This is a genomic window from Micromonospora sp. NPDC057141, assembly GCF_042670805.1.
In the GTDB taxonomy this organism is placed as follows: Bacteria; Actinomycetota; Actinomycetes; order Mycobacteriales; family Micromonosporaceae; genus Micromonospora.
Genome location: NZ_JBHUVA010000009.1, coordinates 103,479 through 124,243 on the forward strand (window position 1 = coordinate 103,479; position 20,765 = coordinate 124,243).

A 20,765-nucleotide genomic window follows, 5' to 3' on the forward strand; every position below is an offset into this window, starting at 1 on the left:
TTGTTTCTGGGGGTATTGTCCTGGCCGGTTTGCCTCTGCCAAACCCCCCCTGGCTTTTGGTGTGGCGGGTATGCGCGCGGGGGGGCCGCCGCGCCAGGCGCGGCGGCCCCCTCCGGTCAGTACTTCCGGGTCGGCAGAGCGGCCTTGGCCTGCTCCTGGGTGAAGGTGGTCTCCTGGGTCTCGACCCGGGCCGGGACCTCCTCGCCGGCCTTGACCTTCTTCACCAGGTCCATCAGCTGGTCACCGAGCAGCGGGCTGCACTCGGCGATGAAGTTGAACTTGCCGTCGGCCAGGGCCTGCATGCCGTCCTTGACCGCGTCGATGGTGATGATGGTGATGTCCTTGCCCGGCACCTTGCCGGCCGCGGTGATCGCCTCCAGCGCGCCGAGGCCCATGTCGTCGTTGTGGGCGAACAGCACGTCGATCTTCGGGTTGGCCTTGAGGAACTGCTCCATGACCTGCTTGCCGCCGGCCCGGGTGAAGTCACCGCTCTGCGACGCCACGACCTTCAGGTTGGGGTTGGCGGCGATAGCCTCCGCGAAGCCCTTCTTGCGGTCGTTGGCCGGCGCCGAGCCGGTGGTGCCCTGGAGCTCGACGATGTTCACCGGGCCCGTGGCGGCCTTCTTCTGCTCGACCAGCCACTCGCCGGCGAGCCGGCCCTCCTTGACGAAGTCCGAGCCGATGAAGGTCTTGTAGAGGCTCTTGTCGGCCGAGTCCACGGCCCGGTCGGTCAGGATGACCGGGATCTTGGCGTCCTTGGCCTCCTTGAGCACGGTGTCCCAGCCCGACTCGACCACCGGCGAGAAGGCGATCACGTCGACCTTCTGCTGGATGAAGTTGCGGATCGCCTTGATCTGGTTCTCCTGCTTCTGCTGGGCGTCGTCGAACTTCAGCTCGATGCCGGCCGTGGCGGCGGACTCCTTGATGGAGTTGGTGTTCGCCGTCCGCCAGCCGCTCTCCGCGCCGACCTGCGAGAAGCCGAGGACGATCTTGCTGTCGCCGTCGCCTCCACCGGACTCCGAGCCGGTGTCGCTGTTGCCGCACGCGGCCAGGCTGGTGGCCATCAGGCCAGCGGCCAGGATCGCGCCGAACCCGCGGCGGGTGATGGTCGTGCCGGACTTGCGCATGTGATGACTCCTTGCGGGGGTGGGTGGGGTACCTACATGGGCCGGGGCCGCCTCGGCGTGCCGGGACGGCACGGCCAACCGGTGGTGCTGTGGTGAGGTGCGGTGGAACGAGCCGGCCCCTCGGGGTGCGGACCGGCCGGGACGGGGTCGGGCGGCGGTCAGGGGGTCGCGGAGGACACCCCGGGCTGCCCGTAGACGTTCTGGTAGCGGTCGTAGAGGGAGTCGATGTCCTCGCGGGCCATCGGCACCGGTCGGCCGAGCGTGCGGGCCAGGTGGGCGGTGCGGGCGACGTCCTCGCACATCACCGCGGCCTTGACCGCCGCGCGGGCGTCCTTGCCGATGGTGAAGACGCCGTGGTTGCGCATGAGCACCGCCGGCGAGCGGTGCCCGGACAGGGTGGCCACGATGCCCTTGCCGATGTCGTCGCCGCCGATGAGCGCGAACGGGCCGACGGGGATCTCGCCGCCGAACTCGTCGGCCTGGGCGGTGAGGTGGCACGGAATCGACTCGCCGCAGGCCGCCCAGGCGGTGGCGTAGGAGCTGTGGGTGTGCACCACTCCCCCGACCTCGGGCATCGCCCGGTAGACGTAGGCGTGCGCGGCGGTGTCGCTCGACGGAGACAGGTCGCCCTCCACCACGGCCCCGTCGAGGTCGCAGACGATCATGTTGTCGGGTCGCAGGTCGTCGTAGGAGACGCCGCTGGGCTTGATGACCATCAGGTCCGCGCCCGGCACCCGCGCCGAGACGTTGCCGGCCGTCCAGGCCACCAGCCCGTACCGGACCAGCTCGCCGTGCAGGGTCGCGACCTGCTCGCGCAGCCGCGTCACCTCGGCGCCCAGTTCGGGGCTCATGCCAACACCTCCAGGGGGACTGCGGCCTCGGCGGCCGGGGAGTCGTCGACCGCCCGGCGGGCGGTGTTGCGGATGGTGCGCAGCCGCAGCAGGACCTCGTCGCCGCCCCGGCCGAAGTGGTCGTGCAGGCGCCGGTATTCCGCGTAGAGCGCGTCGTAGGCGAGCGCCCGCTGCGGGTCGGGCCGGTAGACGTCGCGGTCGACCCGGCCCATCACCGCCGAGGCAGCCGGCACGTCGGGGTACGCGCCCGCGGCGACCGCCGCGTGGATCGCCGAGCCGAGCGCCGGGCCCTGCGTCGAGCCGATGATGCCCAGCGGGCGCTTCGTGACGTCGGCGTAGATCTGCATCAGCAACGCGTTGTTGGTCAGCCCGCCCGCGACGATGATCTCGTCGACCGGCACCCCCGCCTCGGCGAACGCCTCGATGATCATGCGGGTGCCGAACGCGGTGGACTCCAGCAGCGCGCGGTAGACGTCCGGCGGCCGGGTGGCCAGGGTCAGCCCGACGATCACCCCGCTGAGGTCGTGGTTGACCAGCAGGGAGCGGTTGCCGTTCCACCAGTCCAGCGCCACCAGGCCGTGCGCGCCGACCGGCTGGGCGGCGGCCGCCGCCGTCAGTGCCTCGTGCGAGGCGTAGCCGGCAGGGGCGGCGTGCTGGACGTACCAGCCGAAGATGTCGCCGACGCCGCTCTGGCCCGCCTCGTAGCCCCAGTGCCCGGAGCTGATCCCGCCGTCCACGACGCCGCACATGCCGGCCACCTCGGCCAGCTCGGTGCCGTTGACGACGTGGCAGGTGGAGGTGCCCATGATGGCGACCAGCCGGCCCGGCTCGAGGGCCTGGGCGGCGGCGGAGGTGACGTGGGCGTCGACGTTGCCGACCGCCACCGCGATCCCCTCGGGCAGGCCGGTCCAGGCCGCGGCCTCGGCGGTCAGCCCGCCGGACCGCGCGCCCAGCGGCGCGAGCGGACCGTCGATCTTGGCGACGAAGTCGGCGAACCCTGGGTTCAGCGCGGCCAGGTACTCCCGCGACGGGTACCGGCCGTCCTGGTGGATGCCCTTGTAGCCGGCGGTGCAGACGTTGCGGGTCTCGACGCCGCAGAGCTGCCAGACGATCCAGTCGGCGGCCTCGATCCACCGTTCGGCCCGGTCGTAGACCTCCGGGTCCTCCTCCAGCAGTTGCAGGCCCTTGGCGTACTGCCACTCGGCGGAGATCTTGCCGCCGTAGCGGCCGATCCACGGCTCGTTGCGGGAGTGGGCCAGCTCGTTGATCCGGTCAGCCTGGGGCTGGGCCGCGTGGTGCTTCCACAGCTTGACCCAGGCGTGCGGCCGGGTACGCAGGTCGGGCAGCTCGCACAGCGGGGTGCCGTCGGCGAGGGTGGGCAGCACGGTGCAGGCGGTGAAGTCGATGCCGATGCCCACGACCTGCCGGGGGTCGACGCCGCTGGCGGCCAGGGCCGCCGGCACCGCGCGCCGCAGCACCTCGCGGTAGTCGTCCGGGTCCTGCAGGGCCCAGTCTGCGGGTAGCGCCTGGCCGTCGACGGCGAGTACGGTGTCCATCACGGCGTGTCGGTACTCGTGCACCGCCGTGCCCAGTTCGGCGCCGTCACCGACCCGTACCACCAGCGCTCGACCCGACAACGTGCCGTAGTCGACGCCGACAACGTACCGGTCGCCCGGTCCCGCCGAAACGCTCATGACATCCTCCGCTCACTTGCTGGCAACAGTGTTAGCGCTCACATGTCGAGTCGTCAAGATGCTTCCCGCCAAGATCTTTCAGTCCGGTCCCCGACACGACCCCCTGCCTGGACTCTCTCCACATGAGGACGCCGACTACGATCCGACGACCCGACGCGACTCGCCGTGGAGGGAGCACCGGATCAGGGATGTGCGCGTTCACAAGGCGGAGCGCCCCGCGCGGGGTGGGCGAGGGCAGGTCGCACCCGCCCGGATCGGCACTTCGCCGGCCTCGGCCCGCCGTGCCGCCTAGCCTGGAGCACGCGGGCCAACGACGGCGGCGGGGCGGTTCGGGGGGACGGATGAACCGGGACGATGCGCGGCGATCGCGCCCGCCGCGGGAACCGCGGTGGAACACCCGCTCCCCGCGGGGATGGCTGCCGCGGCCCGCACAGGCCCCGCCCTCGCAGCTTCCGGTGCCACGCGTGGCGTTCTTCCGGGCGCTCACCTTCGCGGCGGGCTTCGCCTTCGCCCTCGCCCTGAGCCTGATCGGGCGCGCCACGCACGGACCCGACGACCGCGATCTGGACGGCCTACGCGGCCTGGCGAGGACGCTACAGTGGCTGGCGGAGGGATTCGCGGGGATGGTGCACGGCGCGCCGGGCTGGCAGCGCTGGACCGCCCTGGCGAGCGGCCTGCTCTTCTTCCTCCTGTGGCGGCACACCCACCAGGCATGGCTCGGATACCGCCCCGGACCGGTCGACGTCCGCGATTTCGACAACGCGGTCGACGAGAAGGACCAGGCCCTTTCGACGTATCTCAAGAGCCGGTTCTGCCGGCAACTCGCAGAGACCAGCATCTATCCACCATACGCGGGAGCCACCGATCCGCCAGCACAGGACTTCATCAAGGTGCTGGCGCAGACACCGGGCGACCCGGCGAAGGCCGCCGCCTTCCTGCCACAACTGCTCGCCCGGTGCTGGCCGACGGTGGGCTACCAGGTCAAGGCCACCCTCCAGCAGCGCAGCCAACGGCCGCAACGCGGCATCTCCGTCACCGTCACCTCGCTCGCGGGGCGTCGCGGCAGCGCCACCACGACGATCTGGGCCAACAGTTGGGAGGACGCTACCTGCAAGGCCGCCTACTGGGCCATGGCCAAGATTCTCCCGCTCACCGGAAAGGCCAAGCTCGCCCCGTGGCGGAAATGGCGCGGCAGAGACATGCCCGACGAACTCTTCGAGGCGTACAACGAGGCGAAGAAGCGCCACGACGGCCGGCGGTACGACGATGCCCTGTGGTGGTATCGCGAGGCGCTGCGGTTCGATCCCTTCAACATCGACATCCGGTTGATGGTCGCCAGCGTCCAGGAGGACATGGGGCTGTTCCTGAGCGCGCTGGAGACGTACCACGGGGCGCTCGCCACGGCGGAGCTCGAGGACCGCTACACCGGGGCGCTCTGGACCACCTGCCGACACCCGCGCCCGTGGTGGACGGCGTGGAGCCTCCTGCGGTATCCGGACTGGTTCACGCTGCGCTACCAGTACGCGCGCTCCCTCGCCTACGCCGAGCGGGTGATGGAGCGGTGGCACCGCTGCGACGCGGTCGGCGAGGAGGCACGGGTCCACGACCTCGTCACGCAGCGGTTGCGCGTCGCGTTGGTGCACCGGTACTGGCCGGCGGTGTGGACCTACCTCGACCAGCAGAGCGCCGACGAGGCCCGCGCTCGCGCGAGGTCGATGCTCGACCGCCCGGAGAGCGGTCGCGTACTGCTTCACCTCGCGGCTCTTCAGGAGTTCCACCGGCTCGCGGACGACCTGCGGGGGAGCCCGGTCATCCCCGAGTGGGTGCCCAAGAAGCTGCTCCCCGAGCGGCTGCACCCCTTCCGGCGACGGCCGGAGCTGCGCCCGTCGGTGCTGCGCGTGGTCCGCGACGTGTGGGCTCCCCTGCGGCTCGCCACCTCCTTCGCGCGGTGGACCGACGCGCCGGTGCCCCGCTGGGCGGCGGGGGACGGCCTCGCCCTGTGGTGGAACCGCCGCGACCGTGAGCGGTTGCGCGAACTGCTCGACGCCTCGCCACCGACCTCCGAGGGGCTGGAACGGCTGATCGCCGGCGGGGCGGGGCGTCGACTCTTCCGGCTCCCGCTCGACACGTTCGATCACTACCAGGCCGCCTGCGTCTACGCCTATGCCCTGGAGAGCCGCCGCCCCGCCCCGCCGGGGATCGCCGCGCTCCCGGTGGCCGAGACCGACGGGAGGGATCCGCGCCGGACGTTGGTCGAACGGGCCGTACACGAATTGCGGGCCGCCCTGGCCTGCACCGAGAGCGGCGTCGCCGGCCGGATCAACCTCCAGTCGAGCGCCCGCGACGGGGCGGCCTCCCGGCTGCGCAGCTGGATCGCCAGCAGCGATCCGGACCTGGGACTGCTCCGGGCGCGTCCGGAGTTCCGGTATCTGGAGCAGGACCTCTACGACCCGGTGCGGACGGTGCTGCCCCGACCGGAGAACGTCACCCGGGTACGGACGACCGCGTACGTCCGGGCCCTGCTGCACGACGGGGCCATCCTCCTGGAGCGGGAGTGGCATCGGCGGGGCTCGCTGCCGGGGGCGGACGTGCACCAGATGATCGACTGGCTGGAACTGGACGACCGGACGTGGCGCGTCGTGCACGACATCGCCCGCGACCGCGCCGCCTACTGGTACGACCGGGCGCAGTTCTCCCGCCTCGTCACGGACGCCGTCTACCTGGTCACCGTGGCGGACCGCCGATTCCCGCCCAGGGTCCCGCACTTCGAGGATCTGATCATCAAGGGCACGCAGTTGGGCAATACGCCCGCCCCGGCCGTCCAGGTCGCCGCCTGCATCGAGCAGCAGATCACCCACATCGACATGCTCCTGGAGTGCCTCATCGATGTGCTGGCCATGTGCAACGCGGAGATCGGCCGCCTCGAAGCCGGCGAGCTGCGGGCGCACGACCGCGCGGGCAGTGAGCTGGGCTGGGAGGCGCGCGTGGGGTTGTGCGCCTCCCGGGCGGCCCGCTGGCAGGCGGTCGCCGAGGCCCTGCCGGACAGCGGTTTGCGGATCGAGACGATCGACCCGGCCGACGTGCAGATCCAGCCCTGACCGGCCGTCCGGCGACGCCGACCCGGCCGATCAGCGCGCGCGGGGACAGCCCCGGTGCCAGAAAGTTTCGGTGCCGTTTCGGACGCGAGCACCCGGGGGTCCGTGCGAACGCGGACCGAGAGCCACCCGTCGATGCATCGAAGTCGGTCCCGGGGTCCCGCCCCACCCGCCCCCAAGCTTCGAAACTTTCGAGATATGCTGCGGCCGGGCCGGTGAGCGTTCGAGGGAGATGCCATGGAACAACAGCGGGCGACGCTGGCGGAGATCGCGCAGGCGGCCGGGGTGTCGATCCCCACGGTGTCGAAGGTCCTCAACGGTCGGCCGGACGTCGCGCCCGCGACCCGGCACCGGGTGCAGACACTGCTCGACGCGCGGGGGTACACCGCCCGGGGCACCGCCCGCCCGGCGAACCGGGCCGGCCTGATCGACCTGGTGCTACGGGACCTCGGCAGCCCGTGGGCCATGCAGATCATCGACGGCGTGGAGGAACTGGCCTACCAGGCCGGCTTCGGCGTCGTCGTCTCCGCCGTCCATGGCCGGCACCGCACCCGCCCCGACCGGCGCTGGACCGAGCAGCTCGCCGCCCGGCGCTGCAACGGGGTGCTGCTCGTCCTCTCCGACATCTCCCCGGCCCAACGCGGCCAGCTCGAGGAGCTGGGCATACCGGCGGTGATCATCGACCCCGCCGGGCAGCCTCCCGCGGACATCCCGTCCGTCGGGGCGACCAACTGGGCCGGCGGGCGGGCGGCCACCGAGCACCTGCTCGACCTCGGACACCGCCGAATCGCCGTCGTCGGCGGTCCTCCCACCGTTCCGTGCAGCCGCGCCCGCGTGGACGGCTACCGGGCCGCCATGGACGCCGCCGGGCAGCGGATCCCCACCGGCCATGTCCGCACCGGCGACTTCCTGGCCCCCTCGGGCTACCGGGAGACGCACGCCCTACTCGACCTGGCCCGGCCGCCGACGGCGATCTTCGCCTGCTCCGACGAGATGGCCCTGGGTGCCTACGAGGCGCTCTACGAGCGGGGGTTGCGGGTGCCGGACGACATGAGCGTCGTCGGCTTCGACGACCTGGACGCCGCCCGCTGGGCCGTGCCGCCGCTGACCACCGTCCGCCAGCCGCTGACGGAGATGGCCGCGATGGCCACCCGCATGCTGCTCAGCCTGGCCAACGGCGAGGAGCTGGCCAGTGACCGCATCGAACTGGCCACCCCGCTGGTCGTCCGGCACAGCACCCGGCCCCACTGACCGCACCGGGGCTCGCGACGCCGGCGTCGGGCAGGAGCGGCACGCCTCGACGTATCGACATGTTGCGCAGGTGTTACGAACGCCTCTAAGCTGCCGTGGGAGCGCTCCCGCCCCCCCCGCCCGCGCGCCGCCCCACCACCCCCGACGGAATGAGACGGTCCGATGCAGAGAGCCCCCCGCCCGTCCCGACGACAGCTGGTCATGGCCGCCGCCGTCGGCGCGCTGACCCTCGGCGCGACGGCGATCCTACCGGCCACCAACGCCATGGCCGCCACCGGCTGCGCCGTCACCTACACGGCCAACAGTTGGTCCGGCGGGTTCACCGCGTCGCTCAATGTCAAGAACCTCGGCGACCCGATCAGCGGTTGGACCCTCGGCTTCACCTTCCCGGGCCCGGGGCAGAAGGTCGTCCAGGGCTGGTCGGCGACGTACCAGCAGAGCGGCAGCGCCGTCACGGCGCAGAGCCTGAGCTACAACGGCTCGCTGGCCACGGGCGCGACGACGAGCATCGGCTTCAACGGCAGCTTCACCGGCGGCAACCCGGCGCCGACGTCGTTCACGCTCAACGGCACGGTGTGCAACGGCGGCACGACACCGACCACGTCGACCCCGACGACGCCGCCGCCCACCACGCCGCCGCCCACGCCGCCCCCGCCGACCACGCCGCCCCCGACCGGCACGACGCCGGTGGCGATCAACGGCCAGCTGCGGGTGTGCGGGGTCAACCTGTGCAACCAGTACGGCAAGCCGATCCAGCTGCGCGGCATGAGCACCCACGGCCTCCAGTGGTTCGCCCAGTGCTACAACGACGCGTCCCTCGACGCGCTGTCCAAGGACTGGCTGGTCGACCTGCTCCGCATCTCGATGTACGTGCAGGAGGACGGCTACGAGACCGACCCGGCCGGCTTCACCAACCGGGTCAACACCCTCGTGGAGGAGGCCACCGAGCGCGGCATGTACGCACTGATCGACTTCCACACGCTGACGCCCGGTGACCCGATGTTCAACCTGGAGCGGGCCAGGACGTTCTTCGCCGCCGTGTCCGCCCGACACGCCAGCAAGAACAACGTGATCTACGAGATCACCAACGAGCCCAACGGGGTCAGCTGGTCGACGATCAAGAACTACGCCGAACAGGTCATCCCGATCATCCGCGCCAACGACCCGGACGCCGTCGTCATCGTCGGCACCCGCGGCTGGTCCTCGCTCGGCGTCTCCGAGGGCGGCAACTCCACCGAGGTCGTCAACAACCCGGTGAACGCCAGCAACATCATGTACGCGTTCCACTTCTATGCCGCGTCCCACCAGGACAACTACCGGGCCGAGCTGGAGCGGGCCGCCGCGCGGATCCCCATGTTCGTCACCGAGTTCGGCACCGTCACCTACACCGGCGGCGGCGCGGTGGACGTGGCCAGCAGCACCGCCTGGCTCGACCTGCTCGACCGGCTGAAGATCGGCTACGCGAACTGGACGTACTCCGACGCCGACGAGGGCAGCGCCGCGTTCCGCCCCGGCACCTGCTACGGCGGCACGTACACCGGCACGTCGGTGCTGACCGAGTCGGGCAACTTCATGCGCAACCGCATCCGCACCCCGGACAACTTCCCCACGAGCTGACCGGCTGTACGATCCCGCGGCGCCCCGTCCATCGTGGACGGGGCGCCACCGGGTCGGCGTGCCGCCGGAGCCCCGCCGCCGGTGTCTCCGGCTCCGTCCACGTCGACGCTGTCGCCGGCCCCGCAGCCGGTGGCACCGGCGAGCACGAGCACGGCACCGACCACTCTGGATCTGGCCATGGCCCCGGCCACCTCCGTCACCGACGCGCGGGGGCGATCCCGCCTCCTGCCCTCCTTGCCCGCAGCGTCCCGATGGGTGAAACCTGCGGCGCCGCCCCGCCGGGCGCGACTGCCACCGAACCGGCCCAGGTGGAGCCGGTTTCGTCACGCAACCGTCATGCAACCGGGAGGTCCCCTCCAAACCCGCGTACCAGGGTGGTGGCTGCCGCCGCCGAGGAGAGGAGGCCGGATGACCGTCGTACCGGACGATCGCCTGATGACGTTGATCTGCGACGACTGCGGCGACACGGCCACCGGCAACGCGTGCGTGCTGCCCGACGCCGAGGTCGTCTGGACGCTGGTGTCCGAGCACGGCTGGAGCGGCTCGCCGTTCGCCGTCGGCCCCCACCGGTGCCCGCCGTGCAGCACCGCCAGCCCGGCACCCGGCCAACTCCTCGGGCTCGACCAGGTCGACGGCTGCGACGACGCGCCGGGCCACGCCGAGGACCGGCTGCGCGCCGCCCTGCGCGACGCGGTCGAGTTCGACGGGCGGGCCGTGGTGGACCTGCACGGGGTGGAGCAGATCGACCCGGCCGGGCTGGGGCTGCTGGTGCGGGCCCACCAGGAGGCCCGGCAGCGGGGTGTCGTCCTGTGCCTCGCCGCCCCGTCCCGGTTCGTCCGCACCGTCCTGCACACCATGCGGCTCGACGGGCTCTTCCCGATCTTCGCGACCCAGCAGGAGGCCCTGGCCGCGGCTGACCCCGCGCCGGCCCGCTGACGCGGGGTGGGGTCGGCTCAGGCCGACCGGTCGGGCTGCGCCTGGTAGACGTCGGGTACCCCGTCGCGGTCGCGGTCGACGCTCTCGGCCTCGTGCACCCGCCGGTAGACCCGACTGCGGGCGCGCAGGATGACGGTGGCCAGGCCGGCGGCGAGCAGGGACCCGGTGAGCACGGCGACCTTGACGTGGTCGTCGCGCTCGCTGCCCAGGCCGAAGGCGAGTTCGCCGATGAGCAGGGAGACGGTGAACCCGATGCCGCCCAGCAGCGCCAGGCCGAACACGTCGAGCCAGTTCAGCCCTTCGTCGAGGTCGGCGCGGGTGAACCGGGACACCAGCCAGGTGGCCGCCATGATGCCGATCGGCTTGCCGAGCACCAGGCCGACCACGATCCCGACGGCGACCCGGTCGGTCAGGGCGGTGGCCAGGCCGGCGAGTCCACCGACGGTGACGCCGGCGGAGAGGAACGCGAAGACCGGCACCGCGACCCCGGCGGAGACCGGCCGGAACCGGTGCTCGAAGTGCTCGGCCAGGCCGGGCCCGGCGTCCGGGCCGCCGGCGGCCCGGCTGCGGACCACCGGGACGGTGAACGCCAGCAGCACGCCGGCGACGGTGGCGTGCACCCCGGATTCGTGCATCAGCGCCCAGGTCACGGCGGCCAGCGGCAGGAGCAGCCACCAGGACCGGACCCGGCGCTGCACCAGCAGGCCGAAGACCGCCAGCGGGACCAGCGCGCCCAGCAGCGGCCCGACGGCCAGGTCGGAGGTGTAGAAGATGGCAATGATCACGATGGCGAGCAGGTCGTCGACCACCGCGAGGGTGAGCAGGAAGGTGCGCAGCGCCGAGGGCAGGAACCGGCCGACGACGGCGAGCACGGCCAGGGCGAAGGCGATGTCGGTCGCGGTGGGGATCGCCCAGCCCTGCGCGGCGTCACCGCCGGCGATGAGGTAATAGAGGAGGGCGGGCACGAGCACGCCGCCCATGGCGGCGGCCACCGGCACCGCGGCGCGGCGCGGGTCCCGCAGGTCCCCGGCGACGAACTCACGCTTGAGCTCCAGCCCGGCGACGAAGAAGAAGACCGCCAGCAGGCCGTCGGCGGCCCAGGTGGCCAGGCTGAGGTCCAGGTGCAGCGCCGCCGGGCCCACCCGGAGGTCCCGCAGCGCCTGGTACCCGTCGGCCCAGGGGGAGTTCGACCAGATCAGGGCCAGCAACGCGCCGACGAGCAGGAGCGCCCCGCCCACGGTCTCCCTGCGCAGGATCCCGAGGATGCGGCTGGTCTCGCCCCACGAGCGTCGGGCGAACAGGCTGGGGCGGCGCCGGGGGGCGTCGGTCACGGGTAACTCCTCGTCGGCAGGGCAGCGTCATCCGTCGCCGACCAGACTTCCCGGCACACCGAAACCCTACCCTAGCCGCTTTCCGGCCCCGAAACTTCCGCTGGTTGCCACCCTCACGACATCTATACATACTGATGGACGTTCCTGAGCCGGACATGGTCGGGCGCCGGGCAGCCCCGATCGGAACCTCGCCCCATCGGCACTCTCCGGAGGAACCTGCCCCATGAGATCAAGGATGAAGCTGCTGGGCACCGCCCTGGTGGCCGCCGCGGTGGCCGCGCTGGCGGCCGTCACGGTTCCCGCGCCCGCGTCGGCGGCGGCACTGACCGAGGTCACCAACTTCGGCGCGAACCCCAGCAACCTGCGCATGTACCTGTACGTGCCGGACAGGGTCGCGCCCCGGCCGGGCCTGCTGGTCGCGGTGCACTACTGCACCGGCACCGGCCCGGCGTTCTTCAACGGCGCCCAGTTCGACGAGCTGGCCAACCAGTACGGCTACATCGTCATCTACCCGTCGGTGACCCGCAGCAGCCAGTGCTTCGACGTCGCCTCGCCCCAGGCGCTGCGCCGCGACGGCGGCAGCGACCCGGTGGGCATCAAGTCGATGATCGACTACGTCCGGGCACGGTACCCCGTCGACGCGGACCGCATCTTCGCCACCGGCGTCTCCTCCGGGGCGATGATGACCAACGTCCTGCTCGGCGTCTACCCCGACGTGTTCGCCGCCGGGGCGGCCTTCGCCGGCGTCCCGTTCGGCTGCTTCGCCACCACCAACGGCTCGGAGTGGAACAGCGAGTGCGCCAACGGGCAGATCACCAGGACTCCCCAGCAGTGGGGCGACCTGGTCCGCAACGCCTACCCGGGGTACACGGGCAAGCGGCCCCGGATGCAGCTGTGGCACGGCACCAACGACGAGACCCTGCGCTACCCGAACTTCGGCGAAGAGGTCAAGCAGTGGACGAACGTGCACGGGCTGAGCCAGACCCCGACGTACACCGACACCCCGCAGTCCGGCTACACCCGCACCCGCTACGGCGGCAGCGGCCCCATGGCACCGGTCGAGGCGATCAGCATGGCCGGGGTCTCGCACAACCTGCCCGTCGACGCCGCCCAGGCCATCCGCTTCTTCGGCCTGGACAGCGCCACCCCGCCGACCACCGCCCCGCCCACCACCGCGCCGCCGACGACCCCACCGCCCACCACGCCGCCCCCGACGACCCCGCCGCCGACCACGCCACCGCCGACCACCCCGCCGGCCGCCGGGCCCTGCGCCGTCGGGTACGCCGTCAACGCCTGGAACACCGGCCTGACCGCCGCCGTCACGATCACCAACACCGGCAGCACGGCGATCAACGGCTGGAGCCTGGCGTTCACGCTGCCGGGCGGGCAGACCATCACCGGCGGCTGGAACGCGACGTACTCCCCCACCAACGGCGCGGTTACCGCCCGTAACGTCTCGTACAACGGCACGATCGCGCCGAACGCGTCGGTCAGCATCGGCTTCCAGGCCAACCACACCGGCGACACCGGCAAGCCGGCCTCGTTCACCCTCAACGGGGCGGCCTGCTCCGTCTCCTGAGTCCCGCCCCGGGGTGGCGACACCCCCGGCTGCCGCCACCCGAACCCGAAGGCGCGCACCGTCGCCGGTGCGCGCCTTCGTCGCGGTCAGCTCGTCGCGGTGGCGGGCTCCCCGGGACCGTCCCCGGCGCCGACCGGCTCGACGGTCCGGTCGGCCAGGTGCTGGCGTACCGACCAGGCCACGGCCGCCGCCCAGGCGGCCGCGATGACCAGGTAGCCGGCGTACCGGACGCCGGTCGAGGCGTCGACCCAGTCGCTGAGGAGCAGGGTCCGCACGTTGGTGAGGACGATGACGCCACCGACGGCGGAGCCGAGGACCCGCGGCGGCACCATCCGCACCAGCCAGGCGGCGATCGGCGCGGCGATCATGCCACCGAGCAGCAGCGCGCCCACCCAGCCGAAGTTGATGTTCTCCGAGCCGATCCCGACCAGGAACCCGGCGCTGGCGGCGATCGCCACCAGGAAGTCGCTGGTGTCGATGGAGCCGATCACCCGACGCGGCTCCAGCCGACCGCTGGCCAGGATGGCGGGGGTGCCGACCGGGCCCCAGCCGCCCCCGCCGGTGGCGTCGACGAAGCCGGCGACGAGGCCCAGCGGGCCGAGGAAGCGCTTGCGCAGGGGCAGCCCGACCCGGCCGCGTGGCAGCCCGGAGACGGTGAACCGGATCAGCACGTACACCCCGAGGGTGAGCAGGATCAGCGACATGATCGGGGCCGCGGTCGCGGTGGAGAGGCTGGACAGGAAGGTGGCGCCGGCGAAGGCGCCGAGGGCGCCGGGCACGCCGATCCTGCGGACCACCGTCCAGTCGACGTTGCCGAAGCGCCAGTGCGCGGCACCGGAGACGAGGGTGGTGCCGATCTCGGCGAGGTGAACAGTCGCGGAAGCGCTCGCGGCGCTGGTGTTGATGGCGAGCAGCAGTGTCGTCGATGTCACGCCGTACGCCATACCGAGACTGCCGTCTACCAGTTGCGCACCGAGTCCCACAAGAGCAAGGAGAAGGAGTTTACGCACAATTTCCGCCGATCCGAAAGACAAAAGGGGTCTGGAGGCGCGAGCGGGGACGGCGGTCGAGGCGGAGCCGCCATCCCGGCCGGCCGAAGTCTGTGCAGGTGCAGAGATTGTCGTACGCGACGTTGCCGATCGTTGTCGGCCGCCGCTCGCTAATCATTCCGACAGACCGGGTAAAACGTTCGTTAAGCGGAGCGGTGGGACCGTCGCCCCGATCGCGGTATCGGCCGCGTCCAGCGCGATCGCCGGCAACACCGTCGCTGAACTCGCCCCACTGCGACCGGCCGCGCGACGAGGCCCGCGCCGGTTGCCCGGAGTAGGGTGACGCCAGTCACAACAGGCCACCCGCCAGGGCCTTCGATGACCGTCCGGCGAAGCTCACCTCACTCTCGATGAATGTCGAAGTTAATCGATGGGTAATGGCGGTGACTACATTGACAGGGATCGTTGAGCCAGTCCGCAACTCCTGGCAAGACCCGTTCCACATCGTGGGACAGAGCGGCCAAAATCACCCACCGCCAGGGAGCGACCGGGTTGCGTAAAACAATTTCGTAATGAAGTCGACAATCGCCGCGCTGCGGCGAGCGGCACCCTTCGCGCTCCTCGTCGGCCATACACGGGTATCTTTTGCCTGGCCACCTCGGCGGCAAATCCCGCCGCCTTAGTAGGAAATCTTCACCTCCCCGATCAGGTTGGTCAGATTTAACCGGGCCGTAACTGGGCGACGCTACGTTATGACCCAGCGCGACATTGACTGCCGCAAATTAGGGCCCGAGCGCCGGCGGTTCGGCCGGCCGGTCCAGCCCGTCGCCCCGCGATCTTCTCGCGACCGAAGTGGGAGCCTGATGAGTACTGCACCGCACACGCGCGACCTGATCATGGTTGTCAACCCTGCCGGCGCACTGGAGCCCGGCCCACGGATCACGGCCGCCGCCTGCGCCGGTGGCGGGCTGGGCGTGCTCGACCTGGCCGACGGCGACGACTGGTCGCTGCGCGCGCTGACCCAGGCCGCGTCCTGGTCCCCCGGGCCCATCGGGGTCCGAGTGCCCGCCGGCTGCCTCGCCACACCCGACGAGGTCGACCACGCCGCGCGCGACCGGGTCGACCTGGTGGTGGTCGCCCCAGGCTGCCCCTGGTCCCTGGCTGAGATCACCCCGAGGTACCGGGTGATCGTGGAGGTCACCAGCCGGGAGGATGCGCGCGCCGCGGCGGCGGCCGGGGCGCACGGGCTGATCGCCCGGGGCCTGGAGGGTGGCGGCCGGGTCGGCGACCTCAGCTCCTTCGTCCTGCTCCAGCAGCTCGTCGCCGACGACACTGTCGACCTGCCGGTCTGGGCGGCCGGCGGAATCGGCCCGCGCACCGCCGGGGCCTGCCTCGTCGGCGGCGCCGCCGGAATCGTCCTGGACACCCAGCTCGCCCTGATGCCCGAGTCCGAACTGCCGGCCGACGTCAAGGCCGCGATCCGGCGCATGGACGGCTCGGAGACGGTGCTGGTCGACGGGGCCCGGGGGATGCGCCGAGGCGGCCAGCACGACGTACGGTCGGAGCTGCTGCCGATCGGTCAGGACGGCTGGCTCGCCGCCGTCTTCGCCGACCGTTGGGCCGACACGGCCAGCGCCGTGCGGGCCATGCGGGCCATCATGCTCGACGCCGCCGACGACCCCGACGCGGGCGCGCTGCTGCTGCCCGGCGCCCCGCTGGCCGAGGCGCTCGGCGTGCGGGTGCCCGTCGCCCAGGGACCGATGACCCGGGTCAGCGACGAGGCGGGCTTCGCCGCCGCAGTAGCCGACGGCGGCGGCCTGCCCTTCATCGCGCTCGCCCTGAACTCGGCCGACCAGTGCCGCCGCATGCTCACCGAGACCGCCGAGCGGCTCGGCGACCGGCCGTGGGGCGTCGGGGTGCTCGGCTTCGCCCCCGAGGAACTGCGCGCCGCGCAGCTGGCCGTCATCCAGGAGATCCGCCCCGGCTTCGCGATCATCGCCGGCGGCCGGCCGCCGCAGGCGAAGGCGCTGGAAGAGCAGGGGATCAGCACCTTCCTGCACGTGCCCTCCCCCGGTCTGCTGCGGCAGTTCCTGCGCTCCGGGGCCAGGAAGTTCATCTTCGAGGGCGCCGAGTGCGGCGGGCACATCGGCCCCCGGTTCAGCTTCCCGCTGTGGGAGGCGCAGCTGCTGGTGCTCGAGGAGTACCTCGCCGCCGAACCGGACGCAGCCGCGCAGCTCCAGGTCTTCTTCGCCGGCGGCGTGCACGACGCCCGCTCGGCGGCGATGGTCGCCACGATGGCCGCGCCGCTGGCCCGCCTGGGGGCCCGCATCGGCGTGCTCATGGGCACCGCGTACCTGTTCACCGCAGAGGCGGTGGAGCACGGCGCGGTCCAGCCACTCTTCCAGCGTGAGGCGCTCACCGCCGAGCGGACCGCCCTGCTGGAGACCGCGCCGGGCCACGTCACGCGCTGCCTGCACACCCCGTTCGTCGACGACTTCCACGCGCTGCGCGCCCAGCTGGAGCAGGCCGGGGCGGAGAACCGCGAGGTGTGGGAGCAGCTCGAACTGCTCAACGTCGGCCGGCTGCGGATCGCCAGCAAGGGCCTGAAGCGCTCCGGCGAGACCATCGAGTCGGTGGACGAGAGCGTCCAGGCCGCCGAGGGGCTGTTCATGGCCGGCCAGGTCGCCGTGCTGCGCGATGCCGCCACCACCGTGGCGGGCCTGCACGACTCGGTCAGCACCGAGGTACGCGACCTGCACGCCGCCCGGCTCGACGCCCTGCGCGCCCGGTTCGCCCCGCCCGCCGCCGAGATCGAGGAGCGGCCCGCGCCGCTGGACATCGCCATCGTCGGCATGGCCTGCATGCTGCCCGGCTCCCCCGACCTGGACAGCTTCTGGCGCACCGTGCTCACCGGCGCCGACGCGGTCACGGAGGTCCCCGCCGAGCGCTGGGACACCGACCTCTACTACGCCCCCGAGGTCGGGCCGGGGCAGACCGGCCGGATCAGCGTCTCCAAGTGGGGCGGCTTCATCGCGCCGGTGCCCTTCGACGCCATCGGCTACGGCATCCCGCCGGCGGCGCTGGGCAGCATCGACCCGACCCAGTTGCTCGCCCTGGAGGTCTCGCACCGGGCGCTGCTCGACGCGGGCTACCCGCACGACGCCGCCGGGGTCGACCACTCCCGCACCGGAGTCGTCTTCGGCGCCGAGGCCGGCAGCGACATGGGCCACGCGCAGACCCTGCGCACCATGCTGCCGGCGTACCTCGGTGAAGTGCCCGACGAGATGCAGGACCTGCTGCCCACGGTCACCGAGGACAGCTTCCCCGGCGTGCTGGCCAACGTCATCGCCGGCCGGGTCGCCAACCGGCTCGACCTGGGCGGGCCCAACTACACCATCGACGCCGCGTGCGCCTCCTCGCTGGCCGCCATGGACGCCGCCTGCAAGGAGCTGGTCAGCGGCGACAGCGACATGATGATCTGCGGCGGCGCCGACCTGCACAACGGCGTCAACGACTACCTGATGTTCACCTCGGCGCACGCGCTGTCCCCGACCGGGCGGTCGCGGCCCTTCGACAGCACCGGCGACGGCATCGCCCTCGGCGAGGGCGTGACCTGCGTCGTACTCAAGCGGCTGGCCGACGCCGAGCGCGACGGCGACCGGATCTACGGCGTGGTCAAGGGGCTCGGCGGGGCCAGCGACGGTCGCGCCCTCGGCCTGACCGCCCCCCGCCCGGACGGGCAGCGCCGGGCGCTGGACCGGGCGTACCGGCGCAGCGGCGTCTCCCCCCGCGACGTCGGCCTGGTGGAGGCGCACGGCACCGGCACCGTCGTCGGCGACCGCACCGAGCTGGAGACCCTGACCCGGATGTTCGTCGAGGCCGGCGCGGAGCCGGGCGCGTGCGCGCTCGGCTCGGTGAAGTCGCAGATCGGGCACACCAAGTGCGCCGCCGGCCTGGCCGGGGTGATCAAGGCAGCCCTGTCGCTGTACCACGGGGTCCGGCCGCCGACCCTGCACCTGACGCGGCCCAACCCGGCCTGGCACCCGCAGCAGAGCCCGTTCGCCTTCTACACCGAGGCCCGACCCTGGCCGGCCCCGGCCGACGAGCGGATCGCGGGAGTGAGCGCGTTCGGCTTCGGCGGCACCAACTTCCACGTCGTGCTCAGCGCGCACGCCGGCGCGCCGGAGCCCCGGCACGGCCGGCGGCTCTGGCCGGCGGAGCTGTTCTGCTTCCGGGGCGGCGACCGGGCGGCGGCCCACCAGTCGGTCCGGCAGCTGCTGGACGGCCTCGCCGCCGACGCGGGGCAGCACCGGCCGGGACGCCTCGCCGAGCTGGCCGCATCGGTGGCCGCGAAGGCCGCCGGACGGTCCGGCCCCACCCGGGTGGCGATCGTCGCCCGGGACCTCACCGAGCTGGAGACGCTGCTGCACCGGGCCCTGGCCGGCGAGCACGACCCGGCCCGGGGCCTGGTGCAGCCGGCCGAGGCCGAGCCGGTCGGGCCGGGCCAGGTCGCCTTCCTCTTCCCCGGGCAGGGCAGCCAGCGCCCCGGTGCCCTCGCGGAACTCTTCGTCGCCTTCCCGGAGCTGCGGCACTACCTCGAACTCGACCGCGACGCGGCCGAGCTGCTCTTCCCCGCCGCCGCCTTCGACCAGTCGTCGCGGCGCGAGCAGGAGGAGCGGGTCCGCGACACCCGGGTGGCCCAGCCCGTGCTCGGCATCGGCGGGCTCGCCGTCGACCACCTGCTGCGCCGACTCGGCGTACGGCCGGACATGACCGCCGGCCACAGCTACGGCGAGCTGGTCGGGCTCTGCGTGGCCGGCGCCTTCGACGCGCCGACGCTGCTGGAACTGAGCCGGGAACGGGCGGTGTCCATCCTGGGCGCCTGCGGCGAGGACCCCGGCACCATGGCGGCCGTCAACGCCTCCGCCGACGACGTCGCCCAGGTCCTCGCCAGCGCCGGGCTGACCAGCGAGGTCGTGCTGGCCAACCGCAACTCCCCGACGCAGGTGGTGGTCTCCGGCCCCACCGCGAAGGTCCGGTCGGCGGTGGTCGCGCTCAAGGAGGCCGGGCTGTCGGCCAAGGCCCTCTCGGTGGCCTGCGCCTTCCACAGCCCCGTGGTGGCCGGCGCGGTGGAGACGTTCGCCGAAGTGCTCGCCGCCCGCAGGATCGCCGAGCCGCGCATCCCGGTCTGGTCCAACCTGACCGCCGCGCGCTACTCCGGCGACGCCGACCAGGTGCGTCACCACCTCGCCGAGCAGATCGGGGCCCCGGTCCGGTTCGTCGAGCAGATCGAGGCGATGTACGCGGCCGGCGCCCGCCTGTTCGTCGAGGTCGGCCCCGGCCAGGTGCTCACCCGCCTGGTCAAGGCCGTGCTCGGCGATCGGCCGCACCGCGCCGTCGCCTGCGAGCGCGGGCCCGACGACGGGCTGCGCGGCTTCCTGATCTCGGTCGGGGAACTCGCCTGCGCCGGCGTGCCGGTTCGCCCCGACTGGCTCTTCCACGGCCGGGTCGCCGCCGACGCGCCCGCCACCGCACCGACCCGTCGTCCGATATGGACGGTCGACGGGCTGCTCGTCCGGGACCAGCACGGCAACTGTCTTCCCGGTGGCATGACCCCTCCCCGACGGATCAAGGAGTTGTCGATGACCCCAGCGAACGGTGCCGTCACCGGTACCCCCACCGGCACCGGCCCCGACGCCGGCGGCCAGGACATCCGCGGCGAACTGCTCAACGAGTACCTGCGCGCCACCCGGGACATGATCGCCTCCCAGCGCGACGTGATGCTCGCCTTCCTCGGCGACCCCGGCACCGGCGGCTCGGGCAGCGGCGGCCGGCTCGTCTGGCAGCCCGCCGAGGCGTACCGGGTCGACAGCCACCCGACCGCCGCGCTGCCGCAGGCGTCGGCGGCGGCACCCGCCGTCGCACCGCCGGCCGCGATCCCCGTGCCCGCCACCCCGCGGCCCCCGGCGCCCCTGCCCGCCGCGGCCCCCGTGCCGGCCGTGGCGCTGGCGGCCAACGGCGGGTCGGCGCTGGCCACGACCGTCGCGCCGGCGCGGCCGGTGGCCCCGGCCGTCGTCCCGGTCTCGCCCGCCGTCGGGCCCATCATCCCCGCTCCGGCGCCGGCCCCGGTACCGGCTGCGATGCCCGTGGCCACCGGGCCGAGCGTCGCCGACTTCCAGCACGCCATCCTCACCGTGATCAGCGAGCGCACCGGCTACCCCGTCGACCTCATCGAACTCGACCTCGACCTCGAAGCCGACCTCTCCATCGACTCCATCAAGCGCGCCGAGGTCGG

The 20,765-nt window shown here is 72.7% G+C and carries 11 protein-coding genes; 6 read left to right on the forward strand and 5 right to left on the reverse strand.

Annotated features, from left to right (window positions below):
- Positions 1-116: 116 nt before the first annotated feature.
- The 3 genes from ACFT41_RS08820 to araB all read right to left on the reverse strand — a co-directional run bounded on the left by ACFT41_RS08820 (position 117) and on the right by araB (position 3,672).
- Positions 117-1,127: an ABC transporter substrate-binding protein gene (locus tag ACFT41_RS08820; RefSeq protein WP_377588534.1), complete on the reverse strand. Its 1,011-nt coding sequence runs from the start codon at positions 1,125-1,127 to the stop codon at positions 117-119.
- Between the two features lie 158 nt (positions 1,128-1,285).
- Positions 1,286-1,978 (reverse strand): L-ribulose-5-phosphate 4-epimerase, encoded by a 693-nt coding sequence (locus ACFT41_RS08825; protein ID WP_377588535.1) that lies wholly within the window; start codon positions 1,976-1,978, stop codon positions 1,286-1,288.
- Positions 1,975-3,672, reverse strand: coding sequence for a ribulokinase (araB, locus tag ACFT41_RS08830; protein ID WP_377588536.1), 1,698 nt, complete (start codon positions 3,670-3,672; stop codon positions 1,975-1,977). Before araB ends, ACFT41_RS08825 begins: the two co-directional genes overlap by 4 nt.
- A gap of 464 nt (positions 3,673-4,136) precedes the next feature.
- Between araB and ACFT41_RS08835 the strand changes: the two genes are divergently transcribed.
- The 4 genes from ACFT41_RS08835 (at position 4,137) to ACFT41_RS08850 (ending at position 10,571) form a co-directional block, all read left to right on the forward strand.
- A complete protein-coding gene (locus tag ACFT41_RS08835; protein WP_377588537.1) occupies positions 4,137-6,770 on the forward strand; it encodes a hypothetical protein in 2,634 nt (877 codons plus the stop codon).
- A gap of 234 nt (positions 6,771-7,004) precedes the next feature.
- Positions 7,005-8,018, forward strand: a complete 1,014-nt coding sequence (locus ACFT41_RS08840) for a LacI family DNA-binding transcriptional regulator (RefSeq protein ID WP_377588538.1) — start codon at positions 7,005-7,007, stop codon at positions 8,016-8,018.
- A 162-nt stretch (positions 8,019-8,180) separates the two neighbouring features.
- Positions 8,181-9,635, forward strand: coding sequence for a cellulase family glycosylhydrolase (locus ACFT41_RS08845; protein ID WP_377588539.1), 1,455 nt, complete (start codon positions 8,181-8,183; stop codon positions 9,633-9,635).
- A 408-nt stretch (positions 9,636-10,043) separates the two neighbouring features.
- Positions 10,044-10,571, forward strand: a complete 528-nt coding sequence (locus ACFT41_RS08850) for an STAS domain-containing protein (RefSeq protein ID WP_377588540.1) — start codon at positions 10,044-10,046, stop codon at positions 10,569-10,571.
- A gap of 17 nt (positions 10,572-10,588) precedes the next feature.
- Here the strand turns inward: ACFT41_RS08850 and nhaA are convergent, their stop codons facing one another.
- Entirely contained in the window at positions 10,589-11,902 is a 1,314-nt protein-coding gene (gene nhaA, locus ACFT41_RS08855) for a Na+/H+ antiporter NhaA (RefSeq protein ID WP_377588541.1), read from the reverse strand.
- A 223-nt stretch (positions 11,903-12,125) separates the two neighbouring features.
- On the opposite strand from nhaA, the gene ACFT41_RS08860 reads away from it, so the two are divergent.
- Positions 12,126-13,481 (forward strand): PHB depolymerase family esterase, encoded by a 1,356-nt coding sequence (locus tag ACFT41_RS08860; protein ID WP_377588542.1) that lies wholly within the window; start codon positions 12,126-12,128, stop codon positions 13,479-13,481.
- Between the two features lie 86 nt (positions 13,482-13,567).
- Here ACFT41_RS08860 and ACFT41_RS08865 read toward each other — a convergent pair whose 3' ends face one another.
- Positions 13,568-14,491, reverse strand: coding sequence for a sulfite exporter TauE/SafE family protein (locus ACFT41_RS08865; protein WP_377613772.1), 924 nt, complete (start codon positions 14,489-14,491; stop codon positions 13,568-13,570).
- 842 nt (positions 14,492-15,333) lie between these two features.
- Here ACFT41_RS08865 and ACFT41_RS08870 point away from each other — a divergent pair.
- The coding region (locus ACFT41_RS08870) for a beta-ketoacyl synthase N-terminal-like domain-containing protein (RefSeq protein WP_377613774.1) at positions 15,334-20,765 on the forward strand (5,432 nt) is incomplete at its 3' end.